The sequence below is a fragment of the Proteus vulgaris genome, assembly GCF_016647575.1.
GTDB lineage: Bacteria > Pseudomonadota > Gammaproteobacteria > Enterobacterales > Enterobacteriaceae > Proteus > Proteus mirabilis_B.
Genome location: NZ_CP032663.1, coordinates 2702027 through 2725447, shown reverse-complemented (window position 1 = coordinate 2725447; position 23421 = coordinate 2702027). Strand labels below are relative to the sequence as shown.

The window sequence follows — 23421 nt, the reverse complement described above, 5'->3', positions numbered from 1 at the left end:
GGGGTTTTTCTTCTTTGGTGATAATCATGAATAAAAATACTCAACAAAAAATTGATAAACTTCGCGTTACTCTACGTCACCATGAATATCTCTATCATGTCATGGACGCACCTGAAATACCTGATGCTGAATACGATCGCTTAATGAATGAGCTAAAAGCATTAGAAGCTGAACACCCTGAATTAATTACTTCTGATTCGCCAACACAGCGAGTTGGAGCTTTACCTTTGACAGCATTTGAGCAAGTGAGACATGAAATTCCGATGCTCTCTTTAGATAATGCTTTTGATGAAACAAGCTATTTAGCTTTTGATAAGCGTTTACGTGATCGTTTAAAAAATAATGAAGAGATCACTTTCTGTTGTGAATTAAAATTAGATGGATTAGCGGTTAGTTTACTTTATGAAAATGGAATTTTAGTACAAGCTGCAACGCGTGGCGATGGTACGACAGGGGAAAATATCACTGAGAATGTGAGAACAATTAAAGCTATTCCATTGCGTTTATACGGTGAAGATATTCCTGCTCGTATTGAAATTCGTGGCGAAGTCTTTATGAATGAAAAAGGCTTTGAATATTTAAACGAGGAAGCGCGACGTACAGGCGGAAAAGTTTTTGCTAATCCTCGTAATGCTGCCGCTGGTTCATTAAGACAGCTTGATCCTCGTATTACAGCAAAACGTCCATTAACCTTTTTCTGTTATGGCGTTGGTGTACTTGAAGGTGGTGAATTACCTACAAGTCACTATGAGCGCCTACAACAATTTAAAAAATGGGGATTACCTGTTAGTGATAAGGTAAAACTTTGCACAGGTAGCAAAGCAGTCCTTGATTTTTATCACCATGTAGAAGAAGTTCGTCCTAATTTAGGTTTTGATATTGATGGCGTTGTTATCAAAGTTGATGATATTGCACTACAAGAAGAGCTGGGCTTTGTATCAAGAGCACCGCGTTGGGCTATTGCTTATAAATTCCAAGCTCAAGAGCAAATGACGATTATCAAAGATGTCGAATTTCAAGTAGGGCGTACAGGTGCTATTACACCGGTTGCACGTTTAGAGCCTGTTCAAGTTGCAGGTGTTGTTGTGAGTAATGCAACATTACACAATGCTGATGAAATTGAACGCTTAGGAATACGCATTGGCGATACTGTGGTTATTCGTCGAGCAGGCGATGTTATTCCTCAGGTTGTCAGTGTGATTGAAGAAAAACGTCCAGATGATGCTCAAGAAATTGTTTTTCCGACACATTGCCCTATTTGTGATTCTGATGTTGAGCGCATTGAAGGCGAAGCTGTTGCACGTTGTACTGGTGGTTTAATTTGTGGCGCGCAACGTAAAGAAGCGCTTAAACATTTTGTTTCACGTCGAGCCATGGATGTGGATGGAATGGGCGATAAAATTATCGACCAGTTGGTTGAGAAAGAATATGTCAAAACACCTGCTGATCTCTTCCGTTTAGATGAAAAAATCTTATCTGGTTTGGAGCGAATGGGCGAAAAATCAGCTAAAAAATTGATCACGGCTTTAGATAAGGCTAAATCAACGACATTTGCACGTTTTATTTATGCACTGGGTATTCGAGAAGTGGGTGAAGCAACAGCCAGTGGATTAACAACACATTTCTCAACGCTTGATGCATTACGAAATGCAGATATTGAAGCTCTAAAATCCGTTCCTGATGTGGGCGATATTGTGGCTAAACATGTCGTTAATTTCTTCCAAGAAGAACACAATAGAACGGTTATTGATCAATTGATCAATGATGCCGGTATTACATGGCAAGCGCCTGTTATTGTAACTCATGAGGCGGGTGATAATCCTTTTGCAGGTAAAACCGTTGTGTTAACTGGGTCACTTTCACAGTTAACGCGTGATGAAGCAAAAGACAGATTAGTTGCATTAGGTGCAAAAGTGAGCGGAAGTGTTTCTAAAAAAACCGACATGGTAATTGCCGGTGAAGCGGCAGGCTCTAAGTTAGTGAAAGCTAACGAATTAGGGATAACCGTTATCGATGAAGATGAAATGATACGATTACTTGATCAATCGAAATAATCATTCTACTATTTAACAAATGCTACTGGGAAAACCTTCTCAGTGGCATTTTTACTTAAGTTAAATTTACATTTAATGTTTCTTAAGTAACTCCCAAAGTGTGATCAACCTATCTTATTTAATAAATAGTGTGTATGCGGTTTCATGAGATTGTGACAATAGTCACATCCTAATGTTACGCGTTACATAAAATGCTCTACAAGATTTATTTTTATTTTTGGAGCATGCATGTCCTCTATCATTCACTTCGTTTTAGCACTCGCCGTTATTGGCGCATTAGCATTCGTTGCGAGTAACAACCGCAAAGGGATCCGTCTGCGTTATATCGTGCAGTTATTAGTTATTGAAATCGCATTAGCATGGTTCTTCCTCAACTCTGATGTTGGTGAAGGCTTTGTTCGTGGCTTCGCTGGATTATTTGATCACTTATTAGGTTATGCCGCACAAGGTACTGAATTCGTATTCGGTGGCATGATGAAAGGTGGTTTAGCATTCTTCTTCCTGAATGTCTTATGTCCAATTATCTTTATTTCTGCATTAATTGGTATTCTTCAACATATCAAAGTATTACCTTTCGTGATCCGCATTATCGGTACTGTGCTTTCTAAAGTGAACGGTATGGGGAAACTGGAATCATTCAACGCAGTGAGCTCACTAGTTCTTGGTCAATCAGAGAACTTTATTGCCTATAAAGATGTATTAGGCAAAATGTCTCAGCGTCGTATGTACACCATGGCTGCAACAGCAATGTCAACAGTATCAATGTCGATTGTTGGTGCATACATGACAATGTTAGATCCAAAATACGTTGTTGCTGCTCTAGTACTGAATATGTTCAGTACCTTTATCGTCCTTTCTGTGATTAACCCATACTCTGTTGAAAATGAAGAAGAGATCCAAATGGGTAATCTGCATGAAGGTCAAAGCTTCTTTGAAATGTTAGGCGAATACATCTTAGCCGGTTTCAAAGTTGCATTAATCGTTGCTGCAATGCTGATTGGTTTCATTGCATTAATCGCTGCAGTGAATGCGATTTTCAGCATGATTTTCGGTATTAGTTTCCAAGATTGCTTAGGTTACGTTTTCTATCCATTAGCCTGGGTAATTGGTGTGCCAGAGCAAGATGCATTACGTGTTGGTAGTGTTATGGCAACTAAATTAGTGTCTAACGAATTCGTTGCAATGGGTAGCTTACAAGATATCGCTGCTGAAATTTCACCACGCTCTGTAGGTATCTTATCTGTATTCTTAGTTTCATTTGCTAACTTCTCTTCAATCGGGATTGTTGCAGGTGCGATTAAAGGTCTAAACGAAGTACAAGGTAACGTTGTTTCTCGTTTTGGTCTGAAATTACTGTTCGGTTCTACATTAGTTAGCTTCTTATCAGCAGCTATCGCAGGTCTGTTTGTTTAATCTTTGAAGATAAAACAGATAGCATGTGAATAAAATAACAATGTAAACAGAGTCACTTGTTAAGCAAGTAACAGAAAATCAAGCAGTACCTTAGGGTACTGCTTTTTTTATCTTTAAATTACCCTATAATCGGTTTTATCCCTTCAATGACAACGTGGTAAAGAACATGTTAGAGAAACAGCACCTTATCGATATAGCAAACACACAAATGCCATTTGGCAAGTACAAAGGACGTATGCTGGTTGATTTACCAGAAGAGTATCTATTGTGGTTTGCAAAGAAAGGCGAGTTTCCTGAAGGTAAGCTTGGTCAACTCATGGAGATGACCCTAGCAATTAAAATTGAAGGCCTAGAAGGGCTATTAAAACCATTAAAGCGGTGATGTTAATCATCATCTATAGCTGATTTATCAGGTGTTAATGCATTAATGATTTTCTGACTTAATTCAATAAATAATGTTTGCTCTCCGAGTGTTAAGCATTCACTTATTTTCTCAGCATTTTGTTTTCGACCTAATGCCGCTCTTGCCAAAAAAGCGTGACCCTCATCAGTTAAATGAGTAATAAGCTCACGCTTGTCTTTTTCAGAACGATACTGCGCAATAAATCCTAAGGATTTTAATCCCCGCATAAATTTCGATAAATTCTGTCTTGAAATCGCCAATGAATCACTTAATTGAGAAGGGGTTAAGTCACCTCGTAAGCGCAATAATTCCAAAATATCATATTGGCCCCAAGTAACTTGCTCTGGGGTGTAACGAGTTCGTTGCGCGACTAATGTGCATTGTAATAATGACAATGCATTTTCTAATTCACACTTCTCCATAAATACGCTATCTCATAAATTATGTTAACTAAAGTTAATATTATCAGGTCATTCATTACGAATAAACTTTATATTGATTAACTAAAGTTAATCAAATAAGATGGCATATAGTTAACTTTGGTTAACTACTTTGTGGTTATCTGATAAAACTTGATGCAGTAGATAAGAGGTGAAGTCGAAATGATGGACTATTTTAAAGATAAAGTGATTTTAGTCACGGGGGCAAGTACAGGAGTCGGTGAAGGTATTGCACAATTGTTGTTTCAACGTGGTGCAACGGTTTTCATTACTGGTCGGCATTTAGAGGAAATAACAAAAACAGCTCGTTCTATTGATATAACGGGCAAAAAAGTCATCGCTTTGCAGGCGGATATGACCTCATTTTCTCAAGTTGAAAAAATGATTGAAACTGTTGTCGTTCAAGCTGGCGCATTACATGGCTTAGTTAATAATGCAGGGATCACAGGACCTCATAATACATCTATTGTGGATTATGAGATTGAAGATTGGAAATCAGTCATTGATACAGACATCAATGGCGTATTTTATGGCTTGAAATATGGCATCCCCGCGATATTAAAAAGTGGGGGAGGAAGTATTGTGAATCTTTCTTCATCTAATGGTATTGTTGGGATTGCGGGTATTTCAGCCTATACAGCAGCTAAACACGCCGTGTTAGGGATCACGCGTTCAGCTGCACTTGAGTTTGCAGACAAAGGAATAAGGATCAATGCAATTGGACCTGGTTATGTCGATACACCAAGAATGCAAATGTTACCCGATGAAGTACGTGAATGGATGGCAAATACACATCCAATGAAACGAATGGCAACCAGAGAAGAAGTCGCCAAAACGGTCGCATTTTTACTTTCAGATGAGAGCAGCTTCTCAACAGGGGCATTTTATGCCATTGATGGGGGTTACACTGCGCAATAGAAATAAATAAAGGGGTGTAGAAAACAAAAAATCCCGAAGATTTCTCTTCAGGATCTTAAAATTCTGGTGGAGCTAAACGGGATCGAACCGTTGACCTCTTGCATGCCATGCAAGCGCTCTCCCAACTGAGCTATAACCCCACATATTGGATTGTTCTAGAAGTATATTGGTGGAGCTAAGCGGGATCGAACCGCTGACCTCTTGCATGCCATGCAAGCGCTCTCCCAACTGAGCTATAGCCCCAACATACTGGAACGGGCTTGATAATAGGCAACAAGCACAATACTGTCAATCAGTTAATCTCACATTATTTATTGATTGCTGAAAAAGAGTACAAAAAAAAGATACATTCCCTACTTTAGGAATGTATCTTTCTTAATAAGCAAGATTAATAAGTAAATTAAGCTTGGTTTTCTCTTTCAGTAATAAAGTCTAATGCTTTATTAATGCGAGCAACGCTACGCGTTTTACCAATAGCGTGAACGGTAACATCTAAGCCAGGAGATTGACCTGCGCCTGTTACAGCAACACGTAATGGCATACCGACTTTACCCATTCCCACTTCTAATTCGTCAGCAGTATCTTGAATTGCTTGGTGAACATTTTCAGCTGTCCACTCCGTAATTGCTGATAATTTATCGCGAACGACTTCTAATGGTTGACGCGCAACTGGGCGTAAATGTTTTTTCGCTGCAGTTTCCTCAAATGTTTCGAAATCAACATAGAAGTAATGGCAACTTTCAGCCATCTCTTTTAATGTTTTGCAACGTTCGCCTAGTAATTTGATCAGCTCAACTAATGATGGGCCATTGCTGGTATCAATATTTTGTTGTTTGATATGCCAATCTAAATGAACAGCAACTTTCTCTGCTGGCAGTGTATTGATGTAGTGATGGTTTAACCAAAGCAGTTTATCAGTATTAAATGCACTTGCTGATTTGCTGATAGCTTCTAAAGTGAAGTGCTCAATCATTTCATCAATAGTAAAGATCTCTTGATCACCGTGAGACCAGCCTAAACGGACTAAGTAGTTTAATAATGCTTCTGGTAAATAGCCGTCGTCACGATATTGCATTACGCTAACTGCGTTATAACGTTTAGAGAGTTTTTTACCATCATCACCTAAAATCATTGATACGTGAGCATATTCAGGCACAGGTGCACCTAATGCTTTGAGAATATTGATTTGGCGAGGTGTGTTGTTGATATGATCTTCACCACGAATAACGTGAGTGATTTCCATATCCCAGTCATCAATAACAACGCAGAAGTTATAAGTTGGAGAACCATCAGTACGACGAATAATCAGATCGTCAAGTTCTTGGTTACTAAATTCAATTGGACCACGAATTTTGTCATCAAAAATGACAGAACCTTCTTGTGGGTTTAAGAAACGCACAACATGAGGTTCATCAGCACTGTGATTATGGTTACCACCACGGCAACAACCATCGTAACGAGGTTTTTCACCTTTCGCCATTTGATCTTCGCGTAGTTGCTCTAAACGCTCTTTAGAACAATAGCAACGGTATGCAGTACCCGCAGATAACATTTGATCAATCACTTGGTTATAGCGATCGAAGCGTTTAGTCTGATAATAAGGACCTTCATCCCAATTCAGATTTAACCAATTCATACCGTCCATGATTGCATCGATGGCTGGCTGTGTAGAACGTTCTAAGTCGGTGTCTTCTATACGCAGTACAAATTCGCCCTTATTGTGACGGCTATATAACCAGGAATAAAGTGCGGTACGCGCACCACCAACATGTAGATAGCCAGTAGGACTTGGTGCAAAACGGGTTTTTATTTTACTCATTGGGATTGCCTTTGTACGTCTTACTTATATATAGATAAGTAATCGTGATTATCAAAAAAACGAAATGGTTGCCTTATTTTATCACTGGATGCTAATTCCTCAATGCCATTAAGCTTTTAACAGAGATAAAATTTTCAAATTGATGATTTTTTGTTTGACGAAGAGTATCTGTGGGATTACTTTGGTTAATTGCTGTGTCACTTATGGTGCTAAAAAAAGCATCTTGACTAAAAATAAAACGAACGATCATTTTCGCGATAAAAAACTGATAAAAATCGTTGACTCATAGCGCAGTATCCCTATAATGCACCCCATCACGACGGGCGGTTAGCTCAGTTGGTAGAGCATCTCCCTTACAAGGAGGAGGTCGTTGGTTCGAGCCCAATACCGCCCACCATTATTTTTCGTTGTGATAAGTTGTATGATTTAGTGTGATTGGGCGGTTAGCTCAGTTGGTAGAGCATCTCCCTTACAAGGAGGAGGTCGTTGGTTCGAGCCCAATACCGCCCACCAATTACATTAAAGCGTGGTAGTGAGAATTTAGTCATCATGAAGTGGGCGGTTAGCTCAGTTGGTAGAGCATCTCCCTTACAAGGAGGAGGTCGTTGGTTCGAGCCCAATACCGCCCACCACTTCATCCGGTTATTTCGCGCAATATCACACATTTAGGTATGGGTCGTTAGCTCAGTCGGTAGAGCAGTTGACTTTTAATCAATTGGTCGGGCGTTCGAATCGCCCACGACCCACCATTCCTAAAAATACAACATAAAGTAGTGAACATTGTGACGGGTCGTTAGCTCAGTCGGTAGAGCAGTTGACTTTTAATCAATTGGTCGGGCGTTCGAATCGCCCACGACCCACCATTCACAACGCTACTTACAGATTTACGCAAAATTATTAAATGGGTCGTTAGCTCAGTCGGTAGAGCAGTTGACTTTTAATCAATTGGTCGGGCGTTCGAATCGCCCACGACCCACCATTTAATAATAAAGCGGGCGGTTAGCTCAGTTGGTAGAGCATCTCCCTTACAAGGAGGAGGTCGTTGGTTCGAGCCCAATACCGCCCACCACTTCTTTATCTCTTTGTTATGCCTTCTTCTTTACTTCCCTAACATCTTTCTAAAAGAATTAATAACAGTTATTTGTTTTCTAATACCTGCATTATTGCCGTTTAGTTGCATTCTCTGAGTCTTAATCTTTTCCCTGTGTCTACTTTCTATCATGTTCCTCATTGCTTCACTTATAGCTACATATCCTTATAGACATGCTTTCCTAGCCCCTCGTACCTGCATCACCTCTTTATCCTCAAAATAATGAATACTTAGCTAATTATCTTGTTCCTTTGGAGCTCTTAGTTTCTAAGGCTGTTTTAACTTGTTATTGCATTGTGTTTTCTGTGAAGAGGGTTCATAAGCCAGTTTCTTTATTACGCTTTTTTACATCCTGTCATGTTTTTATCATTTAAAGGGAGCCGCTTAAAAAAGAAAAGGCTCTTCTATTGTTAAGCCAATTATTTTGGATGAGGGATTGTGCTTAGTAGAAGGTATGCATTTATTTTTGAGCAAAGTTCAAATTTTGATCTGAAAATATTAAAAAAATTACTCTAATTGAAAAAGAAAGATCTACTCCTTTTGGGGGTAGATGTAGGTGTTTTCAGTTTATTAATAAAATTAAATAACCTTAGATGCGCTGTGATAAATTATTTGCTAATTTTTCATGAGCAATATCTCTCATAAAATGAGTGAGTTAGGATATTTTAAGTTAGCATTGAAAAATATAGGGCACTCATTTTTTTAAGAAAAAATACTGAAGATTAAAAGATAAAAATAGAGCTTTATAGTTAATATTTCTTACTTTTTATAAATCATTGGTTAGTGCTAGTAAGAATAAAGATTAAATATAATGATGTTTCATCTTCTTTCTACTTCTTTTTTGAAGTGGTAATAGAGCAATGGGTTTTACATAACTGTTTGATTTAAATTAAACTAATTTTAAAATTTGATATTTATCAATCTTTACATCATAATGAGCTGGATAGTAAATGATATAAAGCAAAAAACACTTATTTCATCAGTAATTGATTTGTCCTGAAGTGGTTAATTTCATTTTTTACGAAAAATGGAGAAAATTGTGCATTTAGCAGGAATATAAATTATATAAAAATATTAATGTTTATTTTTGCCTAAGAATAACTCTTATATAGAATAGGTGTAATTACTTAGGACGTAAAAAGATTAATTTTTATTTTTTTTAACAAAATTAGATCATACTAAAATTGATATTTAACAGTTCATTCCCTTATGAATTTAACTTAAGATGTGATGATTACTCTATTTTTGCAATGTGCCAAATGCGCGAATTTGAGTGAAAAAGAAAGAATAGTATTATGTGGTCATAAAAAGAACGGTTTTTATGATGATAAACTTAACTTTCAAATAACCTACTGATAAAACAAAAATATTTATATTAATACTTACTTTTTCTCTATTTCATAAAGAAGATTTTTAATCTAATTGAAAATTAAAATAAGTTATTCATTAATAAAAATTCAAAAAAAATGAGTAATTAAATCTATTATTTATTTATTCGAGAGTAATAAAGAATTGTGTAACTTGAAATATATTTAGTCGAAAGAGTAAGGGTTTATGCTTATATAAATTAATTAACAAATGTTTAAAATGTGATTTATATCTATTTTCGGGTGTAACTAGTGTAACGTATTGATATAAAAGTATAATATTGTCTTGTTTATAAACTCATCAGATTTCATTGATATTGCTTAAGCTATTTAATAAAAATAAGAAAATCGTCATCTTTATGAGGTTAATTTATTATTTTAAATAAATTAGACTGACATAAGTTGATTTATTTTTACACAATTCAAACAATCACACTTTAAATTAAGCTTGTACTAGATGATAATTCTAATTAGTGAGTAAAGTTTAAGAAAAAAAAAGCGTGATTTTATAAGTAAAATATTTTAACTATATGAAAATAAAGGATATATTGCATTATCCTAGGTATTGTTTACTAGTATGAGTAAATCATCATGCTTGCACTGTCTTTTTTTGACTAGTTGAAAGTGTTTAAATGCGTAGTATATTATTTACATATGATAAGTCATGTTATGAATTGTAATATTTCTTATCTACTAAAAATAATATTTTATTAAAACAAAAAGGTGTCCTCGATAATATATAATTTTACATATTATTGCGTAGTAGCACACCATTATAAATTAGATATCAATCAAAGTGAAAAGCGAGAACAATATTATGAGTAGCAAGTATCCAGTCGCTTATGCAGTTGGACAAAAAATTAAGTCATTAAGAAAATCTCAAGGTTATACTGTATTTCAGTTAGCAAAAGAGATTGATATTAGTGAACAACAGTTATTCCGTTATGAGCGTGGTGTAAACCGTATTGATATTGATTGCTTAGTTAGAGTACTTGAAGTACTAGGCGTTAATATCGGTAGCTTCTTTGAAGAAGTAACCGGTGGAATGACTCAAGAAACTGAGCGAAATGAACAACATATTCCAGCTCATTTCGATAGCAAGGCTCTTTCTATTTTCTAATAATATTTTTAAATTAGAAAGTAACTCATTTTAGAATAACTAAATTGAGTAAGATAATTCTTATATATAGTGTTTCTCTTTAATCAGTTAATAATAAGAATTTTCTTAATAGATGAAATAAAGCCTCTATATGAAATCAATGCCCTTATTAGGGCATTTTACGTTTATAGAGAATGAGAATTTTTAATTTTTACAAAAAAAAGAATAATTGTATTGCAAATGAGCTAAGGCTTTCAGGTTTGTAGAAATATATTCTCATATTTATTTGTATGAGAAAAAAATAGCTAATTAATACTTGTTTATAATAAGCTATTCATAAAATTACCTCTTATATTACCTACCACGATTTTACCTCCTGATAACATTTCTAAAGCTATTAAACGTATAATTTATGCGTTTCACACCAATAAATTCGAAAAGAGTGAATTTTAATATAACAAAGGCAAAATATAAGCATTGGTGAAAATGCGTTATCAGATCAAAAACTAAGTATTTATCATTAAATGACTATCTATGGATAATGATAGTTAATATCATATTAGGATGGGTTATTGTTGCCTCTTCATCGTGAATATGAAGAGGCAGTAACAATTAGTCTTTGAGAGGTTTAAGAATGTGTTTGAGCTGCTGTTCGGTGAGGGTGATATTAAAAAATGTTTTATAGAATTGTTGAGTCTCTTTGGAGATATCAATATGCTTTGTTTGTTCTGGATATAAAACAGTCGCTAACCATAAAAATTGTAAGGCTTCCTCTGTGGTTTCACGGCACCACCAAAATAGGCCTTTAGGGTTTGTGTAAACTCGGCCTTCACGCACGGCAGTGATAGATTGCCATTCAGGTGCATTCTTAATGATTTCAGTGTCTCTTGCATACATAGTGATAATGACATCAGGATTGGCATGAATAACTTGTTCTAAGGAAACATCACCAGCTCGGCTTGGCACATTATCAAACCAATGTTCTGCAACGTTCACACCACCTGCAAGCGCTATCCAATCATGATTTAACGAAGGTGCACCAGATGTTCTTAATGGCGAACCAAAAGCATGATAGACCTTCATTGGTTTATTGGCGCTTATCTCGCTTATCGCACTTTTTACAAGTGTTTTATTACGCTGAAAGTAGGCTAAATAATCTTTTGCTAATTGGTGACTACTTGAACCTAAAATCTCACCAGTGATCAACGTTCTTTCTAACAAGGCATCCATTGAACCTGATTTTAATAATGCAACACTGATCCCTGCATTTTCTAGTGCCGTCATTTGTGCATCAGATAGCTTCCCTGTTGCAAAAAAGATTTGAGGCTGGCTAACAATTAATGTTTCGATATTCAGTGTGTCATTATTACCTTTACTAGAAATTGAAGCCGTTTTTATAGCAGGAACAATCTCGGTAAAAAAGGGAATAGTTTTGACTAAATCGGTTGTGGAAACAATTTTATCTCCAGCACCAAGCATAGCAAGTATCGCATTTTGAGCATTCCAACTCGTGGCGACTCTTTCTGGTGAATCAGGAACAGTAATGGATTGATTCTGATAATATTGAACAACTCTTTGCGCCTGTGCATTAAAGGAGATACTGAGAGCTGAAGCTCCCAGTAACGCAATGCACAGGGTTTTGAAAAAACCTTTATACATTTCGTTTTCCTCTTAGAGTTCAATGCTTACAGAAGCAGAAACTTGGCGAGGCGTACCTAAGAAAGCATTTGCACCACCAATAGCACCATTTTGGTTGCCAGAGAAAATAGATGCCCAGTAATGTTCATTAGTCACGTTATCTAAATTGAGGCGGAAAGTGGTTTTCTTATCCCAATATTGTGTTTGATAACGAGCACCCAGATCGAGTGTGGTATAGGCTTTTGCCCACATTGTATTAGTGGTATTTGCTGCACGCTTACCTGTGTAGTGAACATTGGCGCTATAGATAACATTTGGCAAAGTAGGGTAATGGTATTCAGCTAATAAATTAGCTTGGTATTTTGGTACACCTACAACATCTTTATCTTGTGTTTGAGCATTGCCGGTGTTGGTTAAAGTAGGATCTAACCAAGTCATGCTACTAAAAACGAAAAGCTCATCAGTGACTTTTCCGTTAGCGATAAGCTCTAACCCACGGTTACGTTGTTTACCTTGTTCTTTAAAGATATTGTCGTTACCCACATAGGCAAAAGGGCGCTCTAATTGGAAAATAGCCGCATTTAAATTAAGATCGCCAATTTGCGATTTAACCCCCATTTCCCATTGTTCGCTACGATAAGGTTTTAGCACTTCATTTTTGTTGTCGGCAGTGTTTGGTGCTGAATCACCTTCTTCTAATGAATCTGCATAAGAAACATAGGTCATCACTTCAGGAATAGGTTTAAACATTAATGCGACAGCAGGACTTAATCCACTTTCGGTGTGATTCCCACCACCAGCACGATAAGAAGTTTCTTTGATCCAGTTTTGGCTTAGTGATCCCATCACTGACCATTGAGGATTAAAGGTAACGGTATCACCTAAAGTAATGGATTGAACTTGTGAGCGGCTGTTTTTAGTACGAGCAGCGCCTGTATAGAAGCCTTCATTAGAAGGATCATCATAACGATGTGGATTATTAATATCTTGAGTTGGTAATGTGAATTTTTGATCATTACCATTTGCGCCATAAATATCCCAACGATAACCGCTAGTGGCGAGAATTAAATCATGAGATAGTGCGCCAGTCATCACATGACCATTAACATTGACAGAATGGCTTAAAACAGTAAAACGACCATAAGTTGTCGGTACTGATAACGTTGGTGTAAATTGCTTACCATCATTACTTAATTGGTTAGAAACAGAACGGAATCCGCGATCAGCCGTTTGATAGCCAATTGCTGCACTGATTTGCCAATCTTCGTTAAAATCATGTTTTAGTCGGCTACTTACCGTTCTGGTATGAAGATCAACACCCGCAAAAGCTTGACCATAGCCGGTTTTAGTTGGATCTGGCGCATCAGGTAATGCGGTAACTTTTGGTCCATAAGAAAATGCACCAGGATAACCCATTTTTTTAAACCAATAGTCACTAAAATTCACTTCTAATACCGTATCAGGAGAGATATTCCAATCAAATGCGGTACTGATTAGCTGGCGACGTGTTTTGCTACCTGCGACATAACCTTTACCTTCATCATGCATTAGATTAATGCGATAACCAAAAGTATTGTTATCATCAATAAAACCACCTAAATCAAGATGGCCTTTAAATTGGTTATCATTGACATAAGTTGCATTAAGTGATGTTAAGCGTTTTAAGGTTGGACGTTTTTGGGTGAAATTGAATTGCCCACTTGGGCTTGCTGGCCCATAAAGTGAACCAGTTAAACCATTGATAATATCTACACGCTCAAGCATTTCGATAGGAAAGGCTGTGGTAGAAATAATATTCACACCATCTAAGCGAGAGTTAGCAACAACATTGCCTTGCATCCCACGGTTTTGGGGACGGCCAACATCCATACCGCCACGTGCTTGCATTTGAGAAGAGGCATTATATTTTAAGATATCTGCAACACTGGTGACTTGTTGATTTTCAATCATAGATTGAGTGAAAGTATTTGTTGTATAAGGAGTATCTAACCATTTTTTCTCACCTAATGGCCCCATATCAACTTCACGAGTAACAAATCCCGCACCGGCTTCACTATTATTCACTGGTTGTGCAGTAACGACGATTTTTTCAGCATTTTCAGCGGCTACACTTGCTGATACAGCGAATGTTTGTGCTATAGCACAAGCTATTGTTGAAATGATAAATTTCTTCACGATAGACTCCTAGAATGTATTTTTTAGTTATATAAATCCATCGCTATCAAGAAATTTATATAACGATACCCATCACGAATGCAATGTAATGTATATCATTGTATAAAATTGTATATAGCGAGGATGGGCGCCGACTATACACGGAATAACATGTAAATAAAATGATATATTTGCTAATAATAAGATTATGAAATTGTTTCTGAATTTAGATCAAAAAAATGCCCGCCTAAGCGGGCATTTCAAGAAACAGAGCGTAACAGAAGGGGGCTTGAGAAATTAATGCTCTGTTTTTTCTGCTACTGAACTATGATCATCATGTTTTTGGTGACGATGATGACCATCGATCATACTGCGGAATGTTTGAGTAAAAGTATCACCCAGTGTACATAAGTAGAAGTGTGCACAAATAAACATTAATGCCACGATCCCTAATACTAAGTGTGCTTTTAGCATCCAATAGCCTTCACCAAGTACTTCAGGATATAAACATAATAATCCAGTAATCAGTAACAGCGGCACTAAACCAAACATCACACCTAAGTAAGCGAGTTGTTGAAGTGGGTTAAACTTATCAGTTTCAGTTGCTGCAAAAGGATGAGGTTCGCCTTTCATTATGCCATAAAGATAAAAGCGAGCTTGTTTGATACAACGACCAATTAGTCCACTAAATCTTACTTTATAATGCACACCGTTACTGGTTGTTAGATTGATAAGGATAAAACCAATCCAAAATGCAATCAGCACAAAGCCACAGATCTTATGTAATAGCACCATTGAAGTGACATTACCGATAGAGAAGTGCCCTAAAAATCCACTCAATAGTAATAGGATAAACAGTAAAGCATTACCCCAGTGCCAAAAACGAATTGCTTTAGAGTATAAATAAACGCGTTCTTCTTCATAATGACCAGAATGTTTTGGTGCAAGGGCATAGCGTAGTAGGCCGTGGATCACCAATACAGCTATCATAGCAACGATTAATAAACCGGCTGCCATTAACCATACAGGCCAATAATCTGGCGTATAATGGAGTTCTGCTCCCCAGATACTAGTCATGCTTTATCTCCCTGATGGATTTCTTTACGACGGAATAAACTTGGTTTTCCGACATTATCTAATTGGTATTGATAAACGGATTTTTGTTTGATCCAAGCCTGAATTTCAGGTGAGTCAATGCGACCAAAAGCAAGCGCATCTGTTGGGCATACCGATACACATGCAGGTAATTCACCTTCAGCTAATCGAGTATCAGAACAGAAGTTACATTTATCTGCGATATGCGTCATTGGGTTGATATAACGAACATGGTAAGGGCAAGCACCAACACAGTAATCACAGCCGATACACAGCTCTTTTTTCACCTGAACGATACCATTCTCGTCAATAAAAGAAGCGCCAGTAGGGCAAACAGAAACACAAGGCGCATCTTCACAATGCTGGCAAGAAACACGGAAAAATTGGTAATGTGGATTACCTGCTTCGTCGTCATGAGGACCTTGAATTTGGACTTGAAGTCGGCTAAATCCTTCAGGAATGTCATTGATGACTTTACACGCAACAGTACAAGCTTGGCAGCCGATACAACGTTTCTCATCATGTAACATGACAAATTGTTTATCATTATTGTTCATCGTTATTTTTTTCCTTAAGCCCGACTAATTCTGACACCTGATGTATGCACATCAGTACCTGATACAGGACTAATTTCATGAGGTAATAAGTTGCCACAGTGAACGCCTGTTGTAGTCGCTGCTGTTCTCGCACCTGCTTTTGCACCTGATCCCATATAAACAAATACAGTGTCAGGGCGAATGCCTTCTGTTATCAAAGCATGTGCTTTTTCTTTGCCTATACTGTTTTCCAGAATGATTTCATCACCATGTTTAATTCCATGGTTTTTAGCTGTTTCAGGGTGAAGCCAAACAGGGTTTTCCCACATTAATTCAGCTAATAACGGTACATATTGTGTTGCACCATTAGTATGAACGGCGACTTTACCTTGGATAAAATAAAGCTCGTCTTTTTCTTTTAATGGGAAGTTGTGGAAGCGTGGAATGCCGTAGTTTTCTAAACGGCTTTCTAATTCTTCAGAGTAGATTTCAATTAAACCACTTGGTGATTTAAATGAGAGGGCTTTTTCCATTGTATTGTTGCTATCAACATGCTTAATTGCATCTGGATATTGTTCAACAAAGGCTTTTACATAAGAAGGTTCGCGTAATAATAGTGGAACACCATAAGAGATATAGCCTTTTTTATGCATCTCTTTATAAAGTTCTTCGCTACCATTAACTTGATAAAGCTGCCTTACTCCCATGTTTTCCCAAGGGAAACAGGCTTCTAATCCTAATGCTTTACCTAATTCCATCCAAATTAACCAACTTGGTTTAGTATCACCAATAGGTTCGACAACTTGTTGGCGTAATGCATAAGCTGGGTTTAAACCTGAAACGTCAGCAACTTCTTCATCACGTTCTAAATAAGTACATTCAGGTAAAAGGTAATCGGCATAAGCAGCACTTTCACTTAAATAAACATCACAACTAACAATTAAGTCTAATTTTTGTGCGGCTTTTTCTAGCTCAGGGCGGCAACTGACTGTTTGGAATGGGTTATGACGAGACATAATCCATGCTTTTGTTTGATACGGTACACCTTCTAATGTTGAATCAATAATTGACTGAACAATTCCTCCACCTTTATTGATGTATTTAAATTGAGGTGCTGTGGCATCAATGCGTTTTGCGGTAATTTCAGGCATACCTTTAACGCTAGGTTTTGCTAATTCAGGCGCAACATTAATACCTGCTAATTTATTGTATTTTGCTGCTGCTTTTTTCTGATACATGCCGCCTTCACGTTCAATGTTGCCGAGTAACGCATTGAAGGTGAAGATCATTCTGCGCATATTAATTTCTTCTTTATTAAAGGTTGCGCGGTGACCAGGCATGATCAGTGCGTGAGGTGCTTTTGCTGCAATCTCACGAGCAATACGAACAATATCTTTAGCTGGAACATCAGAATGTGCTTGAGCCCATTCAGGTGTTGTATCTTGTAGAACTTCTTTTAATTGTGGTAAACCAACAGTAAATTTCTCAACGAAATCTTTATCGTAGAGATCTTCTTTAATTAAGATATGGCACATAGCCATTAGAACAGGCAAATCCCCACCTGGGCGGATCGCGAACCACTCATCTGCTTTACTTGAAATAACAGACAAACGAGGATCAAAACTGACGAGTTTTGCACCGCGCTCTTGTGCTGTCATCAGTTCATGTGTTTCGGCGACTTCAATACCTTCATAAAGGTTATGGCCAAAAGAGAGAATATATTTAGCATTCGCTAAATCCATTGCAAGATCACCACCCATCATAACGGATGCGGCAATGGCTTTACCTGCTGGGCAAGTGGTTGCGTGTGTAAACGTATTTGGAGAGCCAAATGCGGCTGCTAAATGGAAAAGGTGAGAAGAGAGTGAACCTGATTTAGATGAAAAAGAGATACTTTCTGCACCATAATTTTGTTTTATGGTGTTCATCTTTTCTGCAATTTCTTTATAAGCTTGTTCCCAGCTTATCACTTCCCATTCACCAGCACCTCTTGGGCCTTTGTGTTTCATGGGTTTGACAATCCGGTTTGGATCATTAACTAGGCTAACACCACTTCCGCCTCTTGCACAAACTCGGCTACTTTGGTGTTCAGCATTTCTATTTCCTTGGATAAAGACGGTCTTATTGTTAACAACCTGAGCTTCTATCGGACAACGATAAGAACACATTTCACACAGGCTAGGTGTTAATTTTGACTGACCCTTAAGAGAATCTACAGGATTAAATGCAAGTGCACCCGGTGAGTAAACTACTCACGGTACAACCCACACATCCTATCCCCATCCCCTTAATGAAAGAACGACGACTAATACTCATATAACCTCCAGTTTCTTCTTATAGCTAAATATTATATACGGACGGTTAAATAAATATTTGAAGGCGTCTCCATTTTATTAATCCATAAGTGATGAGTTAGTTGTAAATAATAAATAATAGAGAATAAGAAGTTAATAAATGTCACTAAATAAATTAACTAAAATAGACAAAATTAAATGATAATTATTTTCTTCTATTGAATACTATTATAGAAGTTTGGTGAAGGAAAAGGGGATTTTAATGGATATAGCAGTTACGGATACTCCTTTTAAATTCACTGACTTATGTTATTAATCTATTTTATTAAAGTGTATTTAAAATGTATGATTAATAATAATCAAAATTTGACAAAAAAGCCTATCGATATATAATTATTTATATACCGAAATGACATTATATTGTAATTAATTTGTTATTTAAAAATCAGAATAAATAATATTTTTGATGCTATTTAAATCCAGTTTCTTCTTAAATTATCTTCTTATGAAAAATAGCTAACTTATTATTTTGATGATAAATACAAATAAAGTAGAAAAATAAATAGGTGATTTTTAGTACAAAAAACACTCATCAAAACGTAATCAGACTGATACTGAATATGAGACAATTTATAAATTATTGTTCATTATGTTTAAATATTAATTAATGATATTAATCGTTATAGAACTGTATCGCGATTGTCAAAAAGAGACGTTCTTTTGTTTTATGTGTCTTAATAGCATTAACGCTAAGTGAAGGCGCGTAGGAAAAAGATGAGGTGAAATGTTAAAAAAATGGCGACTCTCTTGAATACTCAAAGCCACCATCTTATGTGTAGTCGTTATTGTTTTCTTCGTTGCTTGTTGTCTTTGTATCTTTTATATAGAAGAAAGGATTTAAAACAGCATGACAATTAAAACAAGGCTCAGTAACAGAGGATAAACTCTTGCGTGCCATTTATCAGGAATGCGAGATAAAAAACGTTCAGAGATCTTCAAGCCAACCCAAGTACTACAAATCAGAATAAGTGCAGCTTTTAGCCAAATATAACCAATAAAACCAGATTCACTATTTAAAGGTGACGTAAAAGAAAGGGCGATATAAGTAAATGTTGCCGTGAGAGCTAAAGGTAAGGTTAATGCATTTGCCATTGCTGCTGATTGCGCCATGGGGGTTCCTCTACGGCGCAATAAAGGTACTGTCATCACACTCCCGCCAACGCCTAGAAAAGCAGCAATAATACCAATTACTGTGCCATTAACTGTTTCTCTTGCTTTAGTTACTTTTTTTGAGTTGTGAGTAGGAGCCATAAAACCGGGGCGAAAATAGCAGTCTAAAATAGTGACAAAGAGATAACCAATAAAGATCCATTTGATCCACGTACCTTCAACTGTTAATGCGAGAAGAGCACCTAAGATCCCACCAAAAGCGATACCCATAAATAAAATAGACATGATATTCCAATCAAGCCTTTTGGCTTTATGGTGTTTAATGGTTGTGACTGTTGCAGAAAACAACATAATTAATGCAGAGGTAGCAACTGCGATTTGCATAGCATGTTCGGCAGGTAAGCTGTCTATTCCCCAAAGTGTCAGAATAAGTGTATAGAGTAAGGGAACCGTGACAAAACCACCGCCAAAGCCAAATAACCATGTTGTGATGCCTGAAATTAAACCAAAAGAAATCAGCCAGAGTGTCATTTCAAATCTCCTGTTGAGTCAGGAGATTAACAATATAGAATAAAGTGATGGCTTACCCACGCGATAATGACAAGTTTATACGAATTTAGGACAATTTAAATATTATGCGTAATATCGATATCAATAATGTGGATAATCTTCCTCGCGATATTTTGGCATTAGGCTCTGATTATCCTTATGACACATTACTTGAAGCTCATCATCACCGACGAGCGCAATTTTTATATGCTCCTAATGGAGTAATGAAAGTTAAAACAGAAGATGGTCAATGGATTGTATTACCTTACAGTGGTGTGTGGATACCTGCAGAAAAGGTACATCAAGTACTAATGTTGGGTAGTAGTACTTATAGCCTTTATATTGAGCCGAATAAGATTCCTCGCCATTCAGAATATTGTGAGGTTTTACAAGTTTCGCCTTTGCTTCATCAGTTATTACTTTCAGCCAATGAACTTCCTTTACTTTATGATTTAGGGGGACGAGATAGCGCATTATTGACGTTACTTTGTCATGAATTAGCTCAAGCTAAACCATTACCTTATTTTACGCCATTACCGCAACATGCTTTATTAGATGAATTGTGTACTGAATTTATGTCACAACCTAATATTCGCACGACACCAGAAATGTGGGCTGAAAAATTAAACAAGAGTCTACGTACTTTTACTCGTCTTTTTCATAAGGAGACAGGACTTTCTTTTCGAGATTGGCGTCAAAAAGCGTGTTTAATGTATGCATTAACCGCTTTAAAGAAAGGCGATTCAGTCACTGAAGTTGCTTTAGAATTGGGTTATGAAAATCCAAGCGCTTTTAGTGCAATGTTTAATAAAGAGATGGGATATTCACCGAAATTGTTTTTAAAGCAATTGAAAGAGTTTTAATAAAACAGACATATATAAGAATAAACATAATCAGTGATGATGATATTTATCAGATGCTTTTTAAGTCAAATTACATTGTTCAAAAAAGAAACAAAAAAATTCCTTCCAATATCAGTGCGTTAAAACTTGATTAATAGAGAGTGAGGGGGGTAAAATATAGTCCGTCCATAAGTCATACTTGATTTTCCCACGTATGTTCCCTTAGTTAAATGGATATAACAAGCCCCTCCTAAGGGCTAGTTACAGGTTCGATTCCTGTAGGGAACGCCATCTATTACCCAATTCTGTAAATTTAGAAATTATTCCTAGAGCAGTGTTTATCAATTCACGCTATTATCTCTATTGTTTTTCTTCCTCATTCAATAACCAAGAATAAATTTAGGTTTTTATATGGACATAAAATCAATTAATAATATTCGATATTTAAAGTTTTTATTTATTGCTTATTTTTTTCTGCTGATGGGGTGTAACTCTAGACCTACAGATATGCTTGTACCCCCTGAGAATTTTTATCAAGTTTCAGAAAAAGTTTACCGTTCAGGACAACCGACTCCGGGTGAAATGAAATGGTTAGAAGCTCAAGGTATAAAAACGATTATTAACTTACGTGAATATCATAGTGATAGTGATGATGTAAAAGGCACGCAATTAGAAACTTTTCACGTAAAAATGAATGCAGGTAGAATTACTGATAAGGACGTTATTGAGGTATTACGTAAAATAAATAGCACGTCTGATCCTGTGTTAGTGCATTGTTGGCATGGTAGTGATCGCACAGGAACTATTATAGCAATGTATCGGCTAATATTTGAGAATTGGACAAAAGAGCAGGCAATTGCTGAATTAAGAAAAAAAGAATATGGCTATCACGAACTCTTTTTTCCTAATATTGTTCAATACTTAGAAGAAGTTGATATTTCCGCAATAAAACAACAAGTATTTAATCAGCAAGTTACAGATAAATAAACAATTTATTGATTTAATACGCTATTTAAGAAATTAAAATAGCGTATTCTAAATAATAAAGATGATGTTTATAAATTTACGTGGAAATAAAATGTCAAACAATCAGATTAACTTGATGTCAGAAATTACTTGCCCGCATTGTCATACGAAAAAAATGGAAACAATGCCAACGGATGCTTGCCAATGGTTTTATGAATGCACACATTGTCATACTTTATTAAAACCCCTTGAAGGAGACTGCTGTGTATTTTGTTCTTATGGAACAGTGCCTTGCCCACCAATCCAAGAGGCGAGATTATCAGAGAAAACATCATGTTGTTGCCAACATGAGAGCAAATAATTATTTATCTATAACAGTTAAATAAAACAGTTTTATATTCAAAGAGAAATTAAACATCAATTAATTTATTGCTTTGATTTTAAAAATATATTCTTGTTTAAAAAATAAATTACTGCTAGATTTTATTTAGTCTATTTATAAGGTTTATTTTTATGTCATATTTTACAACCTCTCCAGCAATTATTATTACCATCACTTAGTGGTGGGGATTGGTTGTATTATGAACCCGCCAGATAAGCGGGTTTTTTTATTTTAAACTCCTTATCTGGTACAAAGATAAGGACAAAAAATGTTTACTCCACAAGAAGTTGATCAACATACCCTATCGCTAACACAACTAATTGCAAATGCAGACCAAGCTATCACTGACGAAAATTTTGAGTATCTAATGAATTTTTATACTGAAAATGGCACGTTGGTAGTTAAAGATGATTTGTATGTTTCTGGTAAGCCTTCACTAAAAAAAGCATTTATGGCGATCGCTGGATTTTTTAATCACTCATTACAAGTCTCTCAAGGAAAAGTAAAAGTTATTTTTGGTGAAGATTGTGCGCTTGTTTTAGCACAAACACTTTTAAGTGCAAATATGCCAAATGAAGGAAAGTTTAATACAATAAGAGAAGCCACTTATGTTTTTAAACTTATCAATGACCAATGGCTTTGTGTTATCGATAACTCTTATGGTACTGATTTATTAAAATCATCTTCTGATGCTCGTTTACATTTTTTCTGTGGAAAAATTGCTTCTGGTAAATCAACGTTAGCAAAATCATTTGCTAAATCACCCAGAACGGTATTAATCAATGAAGATGAATGGCTATCGCGGCTTTACCCAAATCAAATAAAGACAGTAGCTGACTATATTGAAAAAAGTGAGTTAGTGAAGAGTGTATTAAGCGAACATATTGCAGTTCTTCTTAAAGCTGGAAATACCGTTATTATGGATTTTCCGGCGAATACACCGAAGCAGCGACAATGGCTAAAATCATTAGCGGATAATACAGGGATGCCTTATTTATTCCATGTTTTGAAAGTAGAAAGTGCTGAGTGTAAAAAACGATTATCTTTACGTAATCAATCAGATGAGAACCCGTTTAAAACCACAGAAGTAGAGTTTGATTTTATTACACAGCATTTTTCGTACCCTGATCCAGAAGAGCGATTAGTGATAAAAGAATATAATTAAATAACCTCATGTATTTAAATATTAGTC

At 36.3% G+C, this 23421-nt stretch carries 16 protein-coding genes, 10 tRNA genes and 1 pseudogene; 17 read left to right on the top strand and 10 right to left on the bottom strand.

What is annotated here, in order from left to right; all coding sequences use genetic code 11:
* The first annotated feature begins 26 nt into the window (after nucleotides 1–26).
* From ligA to D7029_RS12740, 3 genes are all read left to right on the top strand, one after another.
* Entirely contained in the window at nucleotides 27–2054 is a 2028-nt protein-coding gene (gene ligA, locus D7029_RS12750) for an NAD-dependent DNA ligase LigA (RefSeq protein ID WP_194950853.1), read from the top strand.
* Between the two features lie 228 nt (nucleotides 2055–2282).
* On the top strand, nucleotides 2283–3467 hold the full coding sequence (locus D7029_RS12745) for a NupC/NupG family nucleoside CNT transporter (protein WP_069367879.1): 1185 nt from the start codon (nucleotides 2283–2285) through the stop codon (nucleotides 3465–3467).
* Between the two features lie 166 nt (nucleotides 3468–3633).
* On the top strand, nucleotides 3634–3849 hold the full coding sequence (locus D7029_RS12740; protein WP_023581656.1) for a DUF3820 family protein: 216 nt from the start codon (nucleotides 3634–3636) through the stop codon (nucleotides 3847–3849).
* Nucleotides 3850–3851: 2 nt separating this feature from the next.
* On the opposite strand, the gene D7029_RS12735 is transcribed toward D7029_RS12740, so the two are convergent.
* The gene (locus tag D7029_RS12735; protein ID WP_194950852.1) at nucleotides 3852–4292 is read right to left on the bottom strand and encodes a MarR family winged helix-turn-helix transcriptional regulator; all 441 of its coding nucleotides are present in this window, start codon (nucleotides 4290–4292) and stop codon (nucleotides 3852–3854) included.
* 183 nt (nucleotides 4293–4475) lie between these two features.
* On the opposite strand from D7029_RS12735, the gene D7029_RS12730 reads away from it, so the two are divergent.
* Nucleotides 4476–5228 (top strand): SDR family NAD(P)-dependent oxidoreductase, encoded by a 753-nt coding sequence (locus tag D7029_RS12730; RefSeq protein WP_194952662.1) that lies wholly within the window; start codon nucleotides 4476–4478, stop codon nucleotides 5226–5228.
* A gap of 64 nt (nucleotides 5229–5292) precedes the next feature.
* Here the strand turns inward: D7029_RS12730 and D7029_RS12725 are convergent.
* The 3 genes from D7029_RS12725 to gltX form a co-directional block, all read right to left on the bottom strand.
* Nucleotides 5293–5368 (bottom strand) — tRNA-Ala (locus D7029_RS12725).
* A gap of 27 nt (nucleotides 5369–5395) precedes the next feature.
* Nucleotides 5396–5471: transfer RNA gene (locus tag D7029_RS12720), tRNA-Ala, on the bottom strand.
* A 157-nt stretch (nucleotides 5472–5628) separates the two neighbouring features.
* Entirely contained in the window at nucleotides 5629–7047 is a 1419-nt protein-coding gene (gene gltX / locus D7029_RS12715; RefSeq protein ID WP_088495079.1) for a glutamate--tRNA ligase, read from the bottom strand.
* Between the two features lie 321 nt (nucleotides 7048–7368).
* Here gltX and D7029_RS12710 point away from each other — a divergent pair.
* From D7029_RS12710 to D7029_RS12675, 8 genes are all read left to right on the top strand, one after another.
* Nucleotides 7369–7444 (top strand) — tRNA-Val (locus D7029_RS12710).
* 40 nt (nucleotides 7445–7484) lie between these two features.
* A tRNA-Val gene (locus D7029_RS12705) sits at nucleotides 7485–7560 on the top strand.
* Nucleotides 7561–7603: 43 nt separating this feature from the next.
* A tRNA-Val gene (locus tag D7029_RS12700) sits at nucleotides 7604–7679 on the top strand.
* Nucleotides 7680–7720: 41 nt separating this feature from the next.
* Nucleotides 7721–7796: transfer RNA gene (locus D7029_RS12695), tRNA-Lys, on the top strand.
* A gap of 38 nt (nucleotides 7797–7834) precedes the next feature.
* A tRNA-Lys gene (locus D7029_RS12690) sits at nucleotides 7835–7910 on the top strand.
* 40 nt (nucleotides 7911–7950) lie between these two features.
* Nucleotides 7951–8026 (top strand) — tRNA-Lys (locus D7029_RS12685).
* A gap of 14 nt (nucleotides 8027–8040) precedes the next feature.
* Nucleotides 8041–8116, top strand: a tRNA-Val gene (locus D7029_RS12680).
* Between the two features lie 2205 nt (nucleotides 8117–10321).
* Nucleotides 10322–10624, top strand: a complete 303-nt coding sequence (locus D7029_RS12675) for a helix-turn-helix domain-containing protein (protein WP_088495080.1) — start codon at nucleotides 10322–10324, stop codon at nucleotides 10622–10624.
* Between the two features lie 591 nt (nucleotides 10625–11215).
* On the opposite strand, the gene D7029_RS12670 is transcribed toward D7029_RS12675, so the two are convergent.
* From D7029_RS12670 to D7029_RS12645, 6 genes and pseudogenes are all read right to left on the bottom strand, one after another.
* Nucleotides 11216–12262, bottom strand: a complete 1047-nt coding sequence (locus D7029_RS12670) for an ABC transporter substrate-binding protein (protein WP_194950851.1) — start codon at nucleotides 12260–12262, stop codon at nucleotides 11216–11218.
* 12 nt (nucleotides 12263–12274) lie between these two features.
* Nucleotides 12275–14416 carry a TonB-dependent receptor gene (locus D7029_RS12665; protein ID WP_228766679.1) on the bottom strand — a complete coding sequence of 714 codons (2142 nt, stop codon included), beginning with the start codon at nucleotides 14414–14416 and terminating at the stop codon, nucleotides 12275–12277.
* A gap of 276 nt (nucleotides 14417–14692) precedes the next feature.
* Nucleotides 14693–15472 carry a thiosulfate reductase cytochrome B subunit gene (gene phsC, locus D7029_RS12660; RefSeq protein WP_194950850.1) on the bottom strand — a complete coding sequence of 260 codons (780 nt, stop codon included), beginning with the start codon at nucleotides 15470–15472 and terminating at the stop codon, nucleotides 14693–14695.
* Nucleotides 15469–16047 (bottom strand): 4Fe-4S dicluster domain-containing protein, encoded by a 579-nt coding sequence (locus D7029_RS12655; RefSeq protein WP_023581663.1) that lies wholly within the window; start codon nucleotides 16045–16047, stop codon nucleotides 15469–15471. Before D7029_RS12655 ends, phsC begins: the two co-directional genes overlap by 4 nt.
* A gap of 14 nt (nucleotides 16048–16061) precedes the next feature.
* Nucleotides 16062–18342, bottom strand: a pseudogene (phsA, locus tag D7029_RS12650) (thiosulfate reductase PhsA).
* A gap of 875 nt (nucleotides 18343–19217) precedes the next feature.
* A complete protein-coding gene (locus D7029_RS12645) occupies nucleotides 19218–20021 on the bottom strand; it encodes a sulfite exporter TauE/SafE family protein (protein WP_194950849.1) in 804 nt (267 codons plus the stop codon).
* A gap of 104 nt (nucleotides 20022–20125) precedes the next feature.
* Between D7029_RS12645 and D7029_RS12640 the strand changes: the two genes are divergently transcribed.
* The 5 genes from D7029_RS12640 to D7029_RS12620 all read left to right on the top strand — a co-directional run bounded on the left by D7029_RS12640 (nucleotide 20126) and on the right by D7029_RS12620 (nucleotide 23394).
* Nucleotides 20126–20902 carry an AraC family transcriptional regulator gene (locus tag D7029_RS12640; RefSeq protein WP_194950848.1) on the top strand — a complete coding sequence of 259 codons (777 nt, stop codon included), beginning with the start codon at nucleotides 20126–20128 and terminating at the stop codon, nucleotides 20900–20902.
* Nucleotides 20903–21097: 195 nt separating this feature from the next.
* A tRNA-Arg gene (locus tag D7029_RS12635) sits at nucleotides 21098–21172 on the top strand.
* A 216-nt stretch (nucleotides 21173–21388) separates the two neighbouring features.
* Nucleotides 21389–21868, top strand: a complete 480-nt coding sequence (locus tag D7029_RS12630; RefSeq protein ID WP_194950847.1) for a fused DSP-PTPase phosphatase/NAD kinase-like protein — start codon at nucleotides 21389–21391, stop codon at nucleotides 21866–21868.
* A 91-nt stretch (nucleotides 21869–21959) separates the two neighbouring features.
* The gene (locus D7029_RS12625; protein WP_194950846.1) at nucleotides 21960–22208 is read left to right on the top strand and encodes a GDCCVxC domain-containing (seleno)protein; all 249 of its coding nucleotides are present in this window, start codon (nucleotides 21960–21962) and stop codon (nucleotides 22206–22208) included.
* Nucleotides 22209–22497: 289 nt separating this feature from the next.
* Complete coding sequence (locus D7029_RS12620; RefSeq protein ID WP_228766678.1) at nucleotides 22498–23394, top strand: AAA family ATPase; 897 nt, start codon at nucleotides 22498–22500, stop codon at nucleotides 23392–23394.
* Nucleotides 23395–23421 lie beyond the last annotated feature (27 nt).